This is a genomic window from Anabaena sp. UHCC 0399 (assembly GCF_034931465.1).
GTDB lineage: Bacteria > Cyanobacteriota > Cyanobacteriia > Cyanobacteriales > Nostocaceae > Trichormus > Trichormus minutissimus.
In genome coordinates, this window is record NZ_JAYGGZ010000033.1 from 1 (window position 1) to 14920 (window position 14920).

11 protein-coding genes are annotated in these 14920 nt (G+C 40.4%); 2 read left to right on the forward strand and 9 right to left on the reverse strand.

Going from position 1 to position 14920, the window contains the following annotated elements; genetic code table 11:
- On the reverse strand, positions 1 to 564 hold a 564-nt coding region (locus VB693_RS17695; RefSeq protein WP_323267400.1), incomplete at its 3' end, for a transposase.
- 147 nt (positions 565 to 711) lie between these two features.
- On the opposite strand from VB693_RS17695, the gene VB693_RS17700 reads away from it, so the two are divergent.
- On the forward strand, positions 712 to 1854 hold the full coding sequence (locus VB693_RS17700) for an EF-hand domain-containing protein (protein WP_323267401.1): 1143 nt from the start codon (positions 712 to 714) through the stop codon (positions 1852 to 1854).
- A 588-nt stretch (positions 1855 to 2442) separates the two neighbouring features.
- Complete coding sequence (locus tag VB693_RS17705; RefSeq protein WP_323267402.1) at positions 2443 to 3207, forward strand: HEAT repeat domain-containing protein; 765 nt, start codon at positions 2443 to 2445, stop codon at positions 3205 to 3207.
- A gap of 85 nt (positions 3208 to 3292) precedes the next feature.
- On the opposite strand, the gene VB693_RS17710 is transcribed toward VB693_RS17705, so the two are convergent.
- From VB693_RS17710 to VB693_RS17745, 8 genes are all read right to left on the reverse strand, one after another.
- The gene (locus VB693_RS17710) at positions 3293 to 3697 is read right to left on the reverse strand and encodes a phosphomannose isomerase type II C-terminal cupin domain (RefSeq protein WP_323267403.1); all 405 of its coding nucleotides are present in this window, start codon (positions 3695 to 3697) and stop codon (positions 3293 to 3295) included.
- A 194-nt stretch (positions 3698 to 3891) separates the two neighbouring features.
- Entirely contained in the window at positions 3892 to 5238 is a 1347-nt protein-coding gene (locus VB693_RS17715) for a sorbosone dehydrogenase family protein (protein WP_323267404.1), read from the reverse strand.
- A 222-nt stretch (positions 5239 to 5460) separates the two neighbouring features.
- The gene (locus VB693_RS17720) at positions 5461 to 7371 is read right to left on the reverse strand and encodes a DUF4114 domain-containing protein (RefSeq protein ID WP_323267405.1); all 1911 of its coding nucleotides are present in this window, start codon (positions 7369 to 7371) and stop codon (positions 5461 to 5463) included.
- 108 nt (positions 7372 to 7479) lie between these two features.
- Positions 7480 to 9342, reverse strand: a complete 1863-nt coding sequence (locus VB693_RS17725) for an alkaline phosphatase (protein WP_323267406.1) — start codon at positions 9340 to 9342, stop codon at positions 7480 to 7482.
- A gap of 66 nt (positions 9343 to 9408) precedes the next feature.
- Positions 9409 to 9597 carry a hypothetical protein gene (locus tag VB693_RS17730; protein WP_323267407.1) on the reverse strand — a complete coding sequence of 63 codons (189 nt, stop codon included), beginning with the start codon at positions 9595 to 9597 and terminating at the stop codon, positions 9409 to 9411.
- A gap of 72 nt (positions 9598 to 9669) precedes the next feature.
- A complete protein-coding gene (locus VB693_RS17735; RefSeq protein ID WP_190702616.1) occupies positions 9670 to 9882 on the reverse strand; it encodes a hypothetical protein in 213 nt (70 codons plus the stop codon).
- A gap of 769 nt (positions 9883 to 10651) precedes the next feature.
- A complete protein-coding gene (locus tag VB693_RS17740) occupies positions 10652 to 12955 on the reverse strand; it encodes an NACHT domain-containing NTPase (RefSeq protein ID WP_323267408.1) in 2304 nt (767 codons plus the stop codon).
- A 535-nt stretch (positions 12956 to 13490) separates the two neighbouring features.
- Complete coding sequence (locus tag VB693_RS17745) at positions 13491 to 14915, reverse strand: energy transducer TonB (RefSeq protein ID WP_323267409.1); 1425 nt, start codon at positions 14913 to 14915, stop codon at positions 13491 to 13493.
- Between the last annotated feature and the right edge of the window lie 5 nt (positions 14916 to 14920).

The window sequence follows — 14920 nt, forward strand, 5'->3', positions numbered from 1 at the left end:
TCCAATAGTTTTACCAGTTGGTTCTCGCTTCTCTACTCTGTCTTGGTCAATGCAAAACTGCGCGTAGTACCCATCGGCACGACGTACAACCCGCACACGTTTGAACTGTTTCACCTGGTAGAAATGCAAGTCACGAGTTCCCCAAAGTTTGAAAGTTCCTGCTTTGAATCCGTCGCCAAAAGTGATGTAGCGACGGTCATCAGAGAGCTTCCAACCGCTAGTTTTATACTCGACAGAACCATGTGTCTGTTCTTTCCTAAAGCGTGGATAACCAATATTTCCTGGTTTAGACTTTTTGCAGTTATCAAAAAAACGAGCAATTGCACTCCAAGCCCTTTCGGCACTGGCTTGACGAGCCATAGAGTTCAACTTAGCAACCCAAGGGAAGTTTTCATCGGCAGCAAGGACAGCGCAATAAGCACTCAAATCGTACCTGCCAATGTTTCGGTTATCCATCCAGTACCGGAGACAAGCGTTACGGACAAAACGAGCAGTTCTAATCGCCTCATCCAGCGATTGATATTGCTCATTTGTTCCTTCAAGTTTTGCCTCAAATACCAGCATTATTACGTCAGTCAAGTTGACGTAATAATATCATGGATGCTGCTAAAAACTCAACTACCCCTCTCCCTGTTAAACCTACGGTTTAATCTGGGTCAAGGGGTGTCTCGTTTTTAGCCCTCGATTCATCTCACCGCCAACCGTTCCGGTGTGGCGGGAGCATTCTCTCGGAGTTTAGGTAAGCTGAATTTAGATACATCACGTTTTTTAGAAGGACGCTCACTTGACGAACTTAGTGCTGATGAAGTTTATGTCTTAGCAAAAGTTCTCCCAGGTTTTCATAAGGAGAAACGTCTTCAAGTTTATAAAGGAGTTCTACAAGAAGCGCTCAAAGAAGGATATGTTGACTATAGCAGCAGCCTAGAAGTTCTCCAGCAGATGCGTCAAGAACTAGATATTACAAAAGAGGAACACGATCTGATCTTAACCGAACTTGAGGTTGAGTATCCAACTATACTAGATCCCAGTAAGCAACATAATCGTGAGGATTTGCTGCGACAGGAAAGCTATCGCGAAGCTTTTTTGGATGTATTTATAGAGGTGGCTAAAAATCATCCTAATCAAACTGTGGTAGCGGAATTAGTTGAGGTAATGACTGGAGAAAAACCAATTGAATCTCTTGATGCTGTACTCAACAAGTTATCTAAGGACGAATCTCTTCCCCTGCAACAGATCAGAGAGGAATATGCAATTACAGCCGCAGAGGAAGAAGAGATATTGAAAACAACCGAGCCTCGTCAGTTATGGACAACTATCGCTTATACCCTTGATACACTTAATCGGTTAGAAGCGATCGCCATTAAGCGCCAACTCATAAAAGAAGCTACACCTATTACTGTTAAGCAGGAATTAAGCGTTGAGCAAGTTGCTCATTGCCAAGAAATTTTCCAAAAATTTGACAAGGATGGTAATAATCGTTTGTCAAGAGGAGAATTATGCTCGGTTTTAAGAGTTCTTGGTTGCCCGTTTTCACCTCAACGGGTACAAGAAATAATGGATGCAATTTCAGAACACTCTAATAGTGACAGTGTTAGTTTTGAGGAATTTGCTGTACTACTACAAAGCGATCTAGGCTCTACCAATGAAGATCAAATATTACAGTGGTTTCATCTATTCGATGCCGATGGCTCTGGTTATATTAGCTTAGAGGAATTGCACTTATACATCAAAGATATTGTTCCCAATATTACTAAAGCTGAAATTGAAAATATGCTGAAGCTAGCAGACACTAGCGGCGATCAACAAATCAGCTACGAGGAGTTTCGCGATTTATTTCAACAGATGACACAATGACCGCATAATTCATCCCAGCACAGCAATATCTCGGTCATTGCTTAACTCATGGGATGAGCAAAATTAAAGCCCAACTGCTGTTAAACTCACACGAAACCTTTGGGATCGCCAAAAAAGCAGACTAGATTCGCAAATTTTTTAGGATCTTGTTGGAGTAAAAAAAACTACTATGCTCACATCTTGCACCAACCGTATTAACCAGTAAAGATTAAACAAACCAGCATGAAACTATAACAACAGGCGAATAGAACCAATTAAGTAGCTTTTGTTTTAAATAAACGTGAGTCTCCAAGGAAGGCGCACCTCACGTTAATAGTTAATAGTTCTCCCCCCAGTCCACAGTCCCCAGTCTCCAGTCCCCAGTCTCCAGTCCCCAATCCCCAGTTATTTAATTTTGAATTTTGTTAGCGCAGCGTTAGCGAGTCTGCGAGCGTCATTTTGAATTTTGAATTGATTTGTCCCCAGTCCCCAAATTAACCGCGTATGAGATTGATGAGAAAGTGTACAATGGTTGAGCGATAAAAATAAAGCTTTAATAAATTAGTACGGATGGTTATGTGTAAATACCACTCCGACAGATAAAAGTATATGTATGACGAAGAAGACCTAAGCATACTCGAACTCGATGTCGAGGAGGATTTAGAAAGTCCCTTAGATAAACTAGAACCAATCACGGCTGAGTCAGAATTGCCAAAACCTGACCCAGACGAAATGTTAGCACTGCTGCAAAACCCCCAACGTCAACAAAAGATGTTGGCAGCTCGTGCTTTTTGTGATATTGAAGACCCACGCGCTACGCCCCTTTTAATCGACCTGTTGACTGATACTTGTCCATTAGTGCGGGTGAGTGCAGCTTATGGTATTGGGCGCAATCCCAGTACCGATGCAGTTGAACCATTAATTAATCAGCTAAATCGAGACTGGAACGGCTATGTACGCAAAGGTGTCGTCTGGGCTTTAGGGAATTGTCGCGATCGCCGTTGTTTAGCACCCCTAGCAGATGCCTTAAGAACCGACATTTCCGCCGTGCGTTTGTGGTCTGCTAGTGCCTTAGCACAAATGGCAGATGTCGGTTACGAAGCAATTATAGGAGCAATACCCCCCCTAATTGCAGCCTTATTTCAAGACCCAGTACCAGCCGTCAGAAGTAACAGTGCGTGGGCAATTGGGCAATTGTGTAAAGAACTACCCTCTAACGTAGTTTATGCCGCAGCGATCGATGCCTTAATTCAGTCCTTTGCCGAAGAGAAAGACTTAGGTGTGCGGGAAGATGCCAAAGCTTCACTACTAGGTGTAGGCGACCCTCGTGGCTTGCAGCTAATTGAAACCTTAGAACAAGAAGGATGGTTTTAGAAGAATTAGGGGTTTAGGGGTTTAGGGGAAGGAGACAAGGGAGAAAGAAAAAATTATTACCCCAGTCCCCAGTCCCCAGTCGCTTCTACTTCTCAGCTACAGGCTTGACCACATTTAAATCATAGGGACGTTCCGTATCATCCTCGCCCAAATATTCACCATTTTGAATTTCCAGAATGACTAAGGGAATAGACCCTGGATTGTCAACTTTATGCAGCGTTGCAGCTGGTACATAAGTTGATTGGTTACGGTTTAGTAAGACTTCCTCATCTCCACAAATCACCTTAGCCACACCAGAGACTACAACCCAGTGTTCATTGCGGTGATAGTGGATTTGTGGTTTGATACCGTGTCTGGGCTTGATTTCAATGCGACTAATTCTATAGCTTTCTCCCTCTTCGATGACTTCCACATTACCCCAATAACGTGAGCCTGAGTGTGAGGAAGACTCATTGCCATTTAATTGAGTATTATCTTCATTCTGAGTCATAACTAAAATTTTTGAGCTAAAAGAATATTACTGTTTTCAAGAAATCTCACCGAAACCAGATAAAACTAAGTGCAATCCGCAAAAAATGTTAGGCCAACATTATCTATAAGTAACGGCTGCTGTCACCTACCCTTAGACCATAAATTGTATCCAATTATTAACTAGTTATTTTTTCTCTCCTGATGCCCAATGCCCTATTCCCTAACTCCTGTATACTGAATCCGATAAATGCGATTATTGGCTTCCTCTGTGACTAATAAACTGCCATCAGGTAAAACTAATAATCCCACCGGTCGCCCCCAAGTGCTGGGAACAGAAGGGTTAAGCAAAAATCCAGTCAAGAAGTCTTCGTAGTAGCCTTGTGGTCTTCCTTGAGCATTAAAGGGAACAAAAGCAATCTTGTAACCAGTACCGCGATCGCGATTCCAAGAACCGCGAAAAGCCACAAAAGCCCCATTCCGATACTTTTGGGGAAAAGTCTGACCATCATAAAATTGCAACCCCAATGCAGCTGAGTGGGCTTGAAATAATACATCAGGAGTACGGGTACGGGCTGCTAGATTTGGACGTTTACTTTTACCATTCGTTGTTTGACGAGGATCAAGGTTGCTTGGTTTGAAGTAAGTATAAGGCCAGCCGTAAAACTCCCCTTGTCGAATACGTGTCAAGTAGTCGGGAACTAAATCATCCCCGATCCCATCCCGTTCATTCACACTGGTGTAAAGTTCCTTAGTGACTGGGTGAAAGTCTAGACCGACTGGGTTACGTAAACCAAAAGCAAAAGTCTTTTGCTCAGAACCATCTAAGTTCATCACCTGTACCGAAGCCCGTGGTAATTCCTCTTCATCCACATTAGAACGAGAACCCACAGAAACATATAGCTTATTACCATCAGGTGAAACTACTACATTCCTTGTCCAATGCTGATTGTAACCACCACCAGGAAGATCAGCGATTTTTTTACCGTTACCAGTTAGTTGCTGTTGTCCTTGACTATAAGGAAACCGTAAAACTGCATCGGTATTACCCAAAAAGAAGGAATCACCATTAAAAGCCATACCAAAGGGAATATTCAGACCATTGGACGCACTAGCAAAGGTTTGACGGACATCAGCCACCCCATCACTATTGGTATCTCGCAAAAGACGAATGCGGTTTTGTCTAGTTTCCGTCACCAACACATCACCACTGGGAGTTAAAGCTAACCAACGTGGTGCATTTAAACCATCAGCAAAAACATTCACTGTAAAACCCGATGGTACTTTGAGTATTGGTTTTTCAGGAATTGGTACAACTTGAGGTGGTTTAGATGCACTGTCTGTGGCGAAGGGTGCAGGTAAATTCTGCAAATTAATGCGGATGGGTTGGGGCGAAAGTGTTTCCGTCGGAATTACATTTTTTACCTGTGTAGAATCCTGTGCTAATTGAGCCGCAGAAGTAGCTGCTTGCGGTATGGGACTATCTAAAGAGGTGCGAGTTTGGTTACAGCCTGCTGCGATGAATAACCAAACCAGCAGCAATAAATACCTAGAGAGCTTCATGCAAGTAAAAACATATACACAATTTTCTAAATTTAGAATCGAAATCTAGTGATTGTCACCTCTCAAAAGTCCGATTTTTGTATCTTTACACCTAATATATTGCTGTGGTCATTCATATAAAGACGAGATTTATCTACACAAATAACCCTTAACTAAAAGTCAACAGCCTACCTCTAGCCCTCCGCCTTTTCTTGACCTCACAAAATCACGTTGCTTCCGATGTCAGATGAAATTGACTCGCACAATTATATCGTTGAAATCTTGATCGCCACCATTTGGTAAATCCTCAAAGCCAAAGGTGTTATTACTTAATAAGCGGATGTGATCCACTTGTTTATCACTAGTCGGATTAGCACCCAAAAATGAGAAATAAACAGAATTTCCTCGACTTATATATGTGTTTGGATCGCCATTAGCAATAATAAATGGTGCAAAGATACTATTAGAATTGAATTTTGCGTTGGATGTGACTGTTGTTTGGTTAGTTCCTGTCAATCCGACAACCCTACTATTAATTGCTGCTTGGGTATATCCTGAATCTCCAGGTTTATAAATCGTACCGTTGATATTAATAGTACCTGTTTCATCAGTCACCTGATAAAAGCCAATAAAGTTATCATAAGCTGCCTCTCTATTAACAGTAAAGGTAGCGTTCACATTATCACCGACATAAAGCAGTTCTCCTTGAGTTGAACCTTGTTGACCAAATTGGTTACTCAAACCGAAATCTAATGATTGATTTGTCGCCTGAATATTCACTGCTAGATTTGTAAAATTCAGAGAAAAAACATTGTTACCCAAGTCTTGAATATTTTGGATTGAGGAAAACACTATGTCACTATAACTGGCTTTACTGATTACAGTTTGAGTTGTAGTGCTTTGAACTAAATAAAATCTGAAGTTAGAACCAGAGTCTAATTGCATTGAGCGAATAACATCGCTGTTACTAAACCCATTTGGCAAATTGGCAATGGTGGAGAAAAGTACCTTAGCTCGTGCTAAAGCTGCTTTGTTATAACCCTCTGCACCTGGAAGAAGTGATTTACCAGTATCATCTTTAATGCTACCCGCAGCATCATCAACATTAAATATACCTAGTTCATTCAACTGATTTCGATTAGGAGTACTGCTAGCGATCGTGATTTTGAGTATTGCTTTATCATTAGTACCTTTAATGTTAAAAACATCCTCAGAACCCTTTGTTAGTTCAGGAGAAACGATATTGTTATTGTTAACACCAATATTTAACGCTTTTTCAAAGAATAGTCCACTTTGGTCTGTTGTTTTTACCCGAATTTTGTAACTAGATTTGACATCAAAATTCGGAGCATTATTAATTTGTAACTTATCCCCATTGATCGTAAAAACGGCATTGTCGGTATCATCAATACCAGCAACTAAGCTGTAGGTAAAAGTGTTATTTGCGTCTGGATCGGTGCTGCTAAATGTGCCAATGATTGTATTAGCTGAAACATTTTCGTCAACAGTTATAACATCCAATGATAAATTTGTAGGTGCTTCGTTGAGGTTATTGACTGCGATCGCCAATGCTTTTTCAACGAAAAGTCCATCATTATCGGTAGTGCGAACGCGGATATTGTAACTAGATTTAGCTTCAAAGTTTGGAGAACTATTAATTTTTAGGTTACTGCCATCAATGGTAAAAGCAGTATTATCTGTATCACCATCCCCAGCAACTAAAGTGTAGATGAAAGTGCTATTGGCATCTGGATCGGTGCTGCTAAATGTCCCAATGGTTGTATTAGCTGAAACATTTTCGTCAACGGTTGTAACATCCAATACTAAATCTGTAGGTGTATAAATCTGAGTGTAAGTAATGCTATTGTCTGTGTTGGCATCAAAAAAAATGTCAGCGTTGACTGTAAAAATATCAGGGATGACAAATTGTAACCCTAATCCTTGATCTGCAATTTCTCCTGATTCGTTGGTTAATAATAGTGCTAAATAATCATCAGTTTGGGTGTAAGTCTGTCCACCGTAGGTAGCAAAAATATTTAAGCCTTCGTCCAGTGTTACTTGTTGATCGTCAGCAGCAGCTTGATTGAAAAAGAAGTTGCCTGTGAGACTTTGGTCAGTATTAGAGAATTTATAATAAAGGATTGAGTCAGCCATTTTTTTACCTAGATAAAGAACAGGTGCGAAAAGATCAAAATAGTTTTATTAAGCAGAAACGTGTGTAATCACATCTCTGCTAGGGTCAGTGTTCAGGAAAGGGGTGTGTTAAGCTGGCGGATTTGCTCCAGTCGTGAGTGCAGTATTCATAGCTTGAAATATCTGGCTCTGATCAACTACTCCCCGAATACCAGGTACGCTGTAAGTACCAGAGCTATCTGTCATCTGGAAGCCTTGACCCAATAATTTAGTCAAAGTTGATGAATAAGCACCTTGGTAGTAAACAGGCACAATTCGTCTGCTGTGGCTACCCCAAAGATATTTTTTACTTGGGTCAGATCCCCAGAAGTGTCCAGCATTGGCTGAAAGGTGCTGATTAAAAGTGATGTCCTTGGCGTTAAACTTTAACCCTCTAGACAGGTTTGGATCTTGAGCAGTTAACTTGGAGGGGAAGTTGGGATTTAAGGTGAGGTAGTGGTCATGGTCAGCCGTAACAATTAGCAAGTTTTTGCTCCAACCGCCATTGTTGTTGATCCAATTAATGGTTGTTTGCACGGCTTTATCGAAGTCATTCGTCGTACCAATCAGGTTATCCATGTTGTTATCATGGGCAGCCCAGTCGATATCACCGCCTTCAACCATCAGCCAGAAACCATCTTGGTCTTTACCCAAGACGGTTAAAGCTGCTTGAGTCATGTTAGCTAAAGTAGGATTTTCGTTAATCTCTCTGGCAATGAAGCTAGCGTTAGTTTCACCAGGAGACAGAGGACGAACAGTATCAGGGTTAGGAGTTTGATTTGTAGAAGTTGTGCTGCTAAAGAGTGTAAATTGACCTAAACCTGTTGTGCTGTAGTCCCCTTTAGAAGAACTCGTAGGAATGTTGCCATCTTGACCGCGAGCGCCATACAGACCAAATAACTTGCCGCCAGTATTTGGGTTAACTGATGCAGCTGTGTTCAACAGTGTCTGAGTTGCATTCGGGCCACGCTCCAAAAAGGTGTAGCCGTAGCGATTGTTAGGATTTGATGAAGCAGGAGCTGAACAAGCTCCTGCATCGCTCAAGGCTGTTTTACCAGTCAACTCTTTGTAAGTAGATGCCTTGATGTAGGTGTAGCTAGTGGCATTACAGAGTGGGCCTGAACTGGTAGTGTTCTGGTGATCTAATGGATGACCGCCGCCCAAAATAACATTAGGCTGAAAGTTCAATAATGCCTGTTGCAAAATACTGTCTTGATTGGTCTTGTTCGGGTCGTAGTCACTATCGTACTTATTACGACGATTTACGAAAGAGACAGCAGCACCGGGAGTTGCGTGGCTGACTGGTACTGAAGTAACAACTCCCGTAGACTTACCCTGTTCTTTGGCAATTTCGACGATGGTTTTCAGCTTCTGCTCGTAAATGTCTACGCCCATCGCGTTGTTATAGCTCTTTACACCTGTATAAAGAGTTGTGGCGGTGTTAGCAGAGTCGGGATAGCTGTACTTAATGTACTCTTTGTCATAACTACCGGGGTTGGCAGGTGATAGGGGAATCCAAGGAGTAGGGCCTCCCTTGGTTACGTCATAGCCTGCTAAGTTACCTGGTAGTAAAGTGTCGCCATTGGCTGTATTACCGGGATTAAATGGAGTGGGCTGGAATGAAAAGCCTGCACGAACAGGACTTGCACCTGTAAGTGAATTACTTCCATCCAGGGCGGAGTTGCCTGTTGATTTGACTGCGTTATTTCCCTCAATTGTCGTGCCGTAGGTTGTTACTAGCGCATATCCACTAAGAGTTTGAAAGCTCAAACCAGAGCCTTTACCGGCTGTGTAAAAAGCTCCACCTTTAGCGATCGCCGCAGATCGGGCTATATTCCAACCCATACCATCGCCAATCATCAAAATCACATTAATCCCATTGCCACCAGCTAGGGCAGGTTGAATGACGGGATTACCAAATATCAGCATCATGGCAGACAAAAAACTAGCCATAAAAAAGGCCAGAGGCCTCTGGCACTTTCCAAAAAGTGAAATCATTGCAATGCCTTTTAAAGTTAATTATTGATAAAAATTCGGTTCTAGATGAGTAGCGGCGAAGTCAGAAATCCCCACAGACTCAGGAGAATTAGGTTGAGATGCTATAACTGGTTGTTGGTGTGATATCCCTAAAGAAATTACGATTGCCAAAACCAAACCCGATATGAACCAAGCTAATGAGCGTTTGTACTGTTGGAGTAATGAAATCATTACAGAATCTCCTGCAAATAAAAGTTTTAGTTGAGATTAGTCCCGCTGCGCCGAGTTCAAAATTACGATCGGTTAAAGGTTTGAGCGGGATTGATTGGCAGGCAACATTAAGGCTAAATCCTGATTTAGTAAAGGATTAATGGAAGCTTCTGGGAGAAATTTATAGCTACTAAGTTGCAAAGTCATGTCTGTAATTCCAAAAGTTTTTTGCAGATGAATTTGCAATTTTTGCAACAGGCGATCGCGTTCATGAAAGTTGCACATTTCACGGTTGAATTCGCGCATAGCATCACACTATTTAAACTAATTTTTCAAATATTTAGTTTCTGCGCTTGTAAGACATTTGAAAAAGATTTATTTAATAGAGATATTTACTTCATCTGGATCGATAAATTCTGGCGCATATTCTCAAAATATTTTCAGGCTTTTTTTTTCTAAAGATAAAGCACTTAAACCAATAAAAACATTTCCATTCTGCAACCAAAAAACTCGCCAGTACATAGACTGCTATCGACAGAAATTTAGACTTTTGCTGGCGCGAAATCAGTTTAGGAGAATCATCTGTACAAGAGCATTCACACCATTTAAGTGATAGCATTAGACAAAAATCTTATAGCGTTTCCAAGTAATCTCAACTAGAAACTACATCTTTTTGTTTTGAGTATATATAACTCCTATTTGATTGCATTAAAAAGTTCACTAAATATAGGATAAATATTAGCTTGAGTCAGTTCAGCACTACTTTAACAGATTTGTCACTCTCCACCAGGCTTTAACAAACACAGTTTAAATCTAGCAACTTAGTGTTCAGTATAGTATTTTTACTGAAAATTAAAAATTATATAGCACTAATACCTGATTTTTTGATGCTGCTTTATAGTCGTTTAATATTATACTTAAAATTTATTAAGTATTATCTCGTAGTCTTTTTCAAACATCAAATCTGATTGCTATATATTTCTTGAGCAATAGCTGGAGTAGTAGAAAATAAAGTCAACATTAAATTAATAAGTAATCCATGCCTCAGTTTTTTTGAGACATAATGTTATAAATATTATCCTATTAAAAACAAATTTTGTTCTATTGTCCTTTTGACATTAGGACTAACATTAGTAGCACTATTGAGGCACTCTAACAGTAATTTATTAGCATCCCAATACTGTTGTATACACTGCCAATCCTGCTCATTAAACTGCCAATGATAACCAATTTGGCGAGTGTTAATCATGAGCGATCGCAATTCCTCAGTCCAAGCTTTACCATAAGTTTGCCACCATATTTTTAGTGTATCTCTATCTTGATTGGGATCAGGCAGTTGATTGGCCAAGTCTTGTAGAGAATTTTCCCAAGATGGTTGATAGGTTAGTAAATATTTAACATCAAGAGACAACCTTAAAACCACTAGTCGTTGAAAAAAAATATCAGCAGTCATAGTTAGGCTTACAGCCAGTGCATGAGTCAATGCTAAATCTATCGCTAAGTCTCCAGCCAAACTACCAGCAAGTTGATGATCCAAAGATATAGCTAAATCTTGATTGCAGGCTAGAGGATGTTCTGGAGGGAGAGCAATTGTCAAATAAAAAGCACGCACACTAGCACAGTGATAAGCAGCCATTACTTGAGAAGTTTTTTGTTTTAACCATTGCAGAAAATTATATAATTTATCATTCTGTTGTGCCAAGATATCAATTTTTATCTTCATTAATTGCAATAAATCATCGGCTGGATTTAACATCCCTACACTGATCAAGAAAACTTCCCGCCAACGCTGTTCATGTAAATGATTTACAAAATCTTCTAGTATTGTGCTGTTGGCATTAGAGACAATTTCTCTTGCAGTAAAATACTCTTGAAAGCTCAAATGAGAAAAAGAATAGATTCCTCTTGCTCTTTCAATCAGTAACCCGTGTTGAATTTCAATGGCTCTTAAAACAATTGCACTTGCTATTTCTAAAGCATCGGTATCAGTGATGGCATTAGGTAAATTAGATAGGTAATTGGCAATAATTTGCTGGATTTTAGTGGCAGTGATAAAGTAATTTCCTTGCTTAAAACTAATGGCAGCAATATGACTAAGCAACTTAATTTTATCTAGCAAAGACAAGTGACGATAAACTTGATCTCGTTTGATTCCTCTGGCTTCGTCCCAACGTACCAGTAACACATCAAGTGCTTGTTTATAAAGTTCCGAGTGGTTAGCCGGAAAATCCTCTACAGATTTAAAAACTAAGCAGGTGAGATTCAAGAGAATTGGTGTATTAGCTAATTCTAAAAGTTGCGCATTTTCTGCAAATTCTAGTTTTTGCATAAAATTATGTGCCAATGTATGCGCTTGCACGGGCGAATTTTTCGTAAATGCCAAAAACCATCGATGAGCAAAAGCTGCTATTTGCTTTTTATTGAAATCAGCAATTTCTACTTCTGTAAATCCGTATAAATTAAGATATTGAGATGCCAGACGACAAGTAATAATTATCTGATTTTTGTAAAATTTATTAATAAAACTGTGTATTTTATTAATCAGAATTTCTGAAACTTCTTCTATAACCTCATCTAAGCCATCTAATAAAATTAAAGCTCTCCCATGATGAAAAACTGTATTTAAATCAGTTTCAGAAAAACCAAAATTAATAAAATATTCATGTATATAGTGTAATAAACTAAGTTGACTGCACTCTCTAATTTCTCCAGCAAAGTTTTTTAGATTAATAAAAACGGGCAAATAATTAGGTTGAAAAATTCCGCGATCGCAACTTATCGCTATTGATTGTAAAAATGTAGTCTTTCCAGAGCCTGGTTTGCCTAATACCAGCAGTTTAGAGTGTTTTTTGACAGCATCTAAGCCAGAAATTCTTTCTTGGCAAACTCTACTTAAAGCACTACGGTTTACTTCAGGGGAGTCTAAATTTTGTAAATCAGTAATTTTCAGCCATCTTCTGCTGCTAATTTCCTCGTAAATATTAATATCAATATATAGATCATTGAGGTTGATCGGCTTGGCAATATCTAAAAGGTGCAAAGTACCACACTGAGCTTGAATCCTCTCATGATGAACAGAGCGCAATTTTTGTACTAAGACATCAATCTCTAAGGTGTTATTGTCAAGGATATCTAAAGGCGCAGCTTCATCAACAGCAGGATTTTGGGCAATTTCCGATGTGTCTAGATCCAACACAGAGCAGATATCATGGAAGACATGGCGATCAACAGGTTTACCACTAAAAAACTTCCAAATTGGTTGGCGAGTTTCTAAACCTACCTCAGAGGCTAAGTATTCTTGTGTCCAACCTTTGCGTTTGAAAGCTTGTTTAGCCTTTCTAATCCCTTCATCCGATGCTTGGAGCGATCGCTTTGCCATTACTTTGCCACCAAACTACAATACTTAATTCCCGATAAAAATACAAATCATACAATTTATACACTAAGTTCTACAAAAACTGAGCGCGATCGCAAACATCGATTCTACATAATAGTATTTGAGTCAGCCAAATCTACATACCCAACTAGCTTACGGCATTGCCTAAACGAGTGATCGGATATTGAGCAGTGCCAAGGCTTTTACTCAACTGACTTGTATTACAGCTATTAGTACAGAAAGCCCATACGGGACTAGCGAGGTGACGCGCTTACGCGTTCGCAAAGGGAACGTAGAGAAGGAAAAACATAATGCAAAATAAGGGGCAGACGCTCTTTCCGACGCTCCTACGTCGCTAACGCTGCGCTATCGCTACCGCTTTTGCCGCACGTAAAACCCCATCCATAAGGGGATGGGGTTTTACGCATGATCAATGAATCAATTAAAAATTTAAAATGACGCTCGATGACTCGCTAACGCTGCGCTAACAAAATTCAAAATCACCCTGATAGTTTATCAGCGCGATCACCTACCAGATTTATTCTCCACTAGACGTAGAAGCCTCTGGTGATGAGGATTGAGATGGCTGACGAGAACGACGTAAAGCATTCCTTAGCTTACTTGCACTAGAAGATGAGGCTTCTTGTGTGGGAATACGTCGCCGCCGCCGAGTTGCCGTTGGTTGCGATCGGGATGACGATGGCGTATCTGTACGCTCACGTTGCGCCCTAATGAAAGAATTTCTGATACTTCTTTGATTTTCAGAGGTTCTAGTATTGTTGGTGCTTGATGCTGTTGATGGTTGGGATGTAGGAGATAATCGCCTGCGTCTGACTCTAGTTTCTGTATTACTTCTTGTGGAAGTTTCTGTATTACTTGATGCTCTGGAAGTTTGCCGACTACTAGATTCTGCTTCTGTTGTATTTCTATTAGCAGCAGCAGCTTGTTGTCTTGCTTGTGCTTGTCTTTTGCGTTCTTGCAATTCGCGGTAACGCCGAGAACCTGTGATGGCATATTCAGTGGCGATGGATACTCCACTTCTACCACTAGCAGAAGGTTTTAATTTCCAGTTACGTGCTTGTCTCAGAGTTTCTTGATCTAAGTCACGATTACCACTGGAGTTGACAATCCTGACGTTAGTAACATTACCTTTTTCATCAGTATCAACAGCTACTTCAACTTTGCCTTCTACGCCTCTTCTTCTAGCTGCTTCTGGATACTTAATACCGCAATCACGACAAGCTGCACGGCCATTTCCTGATCTGGATGAGTTATTAGTATTATTACTGCTTGGTGGAGTCTCTATTTTTGTAGGACTTGGGGCTGTAGCTTGTGTTTCAATGCCTCTGCTTCGCCTATTATTACTAGACTGTACAGGGACGTTAGAGCCTGTAGTAGTAGAATTATTTGACTCTCCTACAGCATCACTATTTGCTCTAGTATCTCTAATTCCATTTAACAACCCTCTTAATTTGTTACTGCTTTGCTCTACAGCTTGGATTGCAGTTTGCTGTGTGTTAGTAGGTTCAGACGTGAGGACGGGTTGGGGTTGTGTTGTTGACTGTAGTTTTTGGGTTGGGGTGCTAATTTTCTCAGGCGGCTGTTGAACTTGAGGAGTTTTGAGGTTATTAGAAACCTTTTGTACTGGCTCAGGGTTTAATTTTACAGGAGCGATCGCCACGGGAGCAATCTTTTGAGGTTGTGGTCGAGTTTCTGGTTCAGGTTTTGGTTCAGGTTTAATCTCCAGTGGTGTTGGTTCTGTTTCTACCGTCGGAGGATCAACTATTGTCACCTCTAGAGGTTCATTTTCTAGATCAGGAGTTCTTTGCAACAGATTGCCTATACCTATGGCTAATATACCAATATGCAACGCCACTGAGCCAATCAGACTGTAAACCAGAAAAGACCTGAGAGCCTCAGTTTCCTTGGAACGCTGCTCAACAGCTATGCCCGAAAAGGTCATAATTT

Excerpts from the sequence above, each read along its gene's own strand:
- VB693_RS17705 (WP_323267402.1), top strand. The coding sequence starts at position 2,443 with ATGTATGACGAAGAAGACCTAAGCATACTCGAACTCGATGTCGAGGAG.
- VB693_RS17710 (WP_323267403.1), bottom strand. The coding sequence starts at position 3,697 with ATGACTCAGAATGAAGATAATACTCAATTAAATGGCAATGAGTCTTCC.
- VB693_RS17715 (WP_323267404.1), bottom strand. The coding sequence starts at position 5,238 with ATGAAGCTCTCTAGGTATTTATTGCTGCTGGTTTGGTTATTCATCGCA.
- VB693_RS17720 (WP_323267405.1), bottom strand. The coding sequence starts at position 7,371 with ATGGCTGACTCAATCCTTTATTATAAATTCTCTAATACTGACCAAAGT.
- VB693_RS17725 (WP_323267406.1), bottom strand. The coding sequence starts at position 9,342 with ATGGCTAGTTTTTTGTCTGCCATGATGCTGATATTTGGTAATCCCGTC.
- VB693_RS17730 (WP_323267407.1), bottom strand. The coding sequence starts at position 9,597 with ATGATTTCATTACTCCAACAGTACAAACGCTCATTAGCTTGGTTCATA.
- VB693_RS17735 (WP_190702616.1), bottom strand. The coding sequence starts at position 9,882 with ATGCGCGAATTCAACCGTGAAATGTGCAACTTTCATGAACGCGATCGC.
- VB693_RS17740 (WP_323267408.1), bottom strand. The coding sequence starts at position 12,955 with ATGGCAAAGCGATCGCTCCAAGCATCGGATGAAGGGATTAGAAAGGCT.
- VB693_RS17745 (WP_323267409.1), bottom strand. The coding sequence starts at position 14,915 with ATGACCTTTTCGGGCATAGCTGTTGAGCAGCGTTCCAAGGAAACTGAG.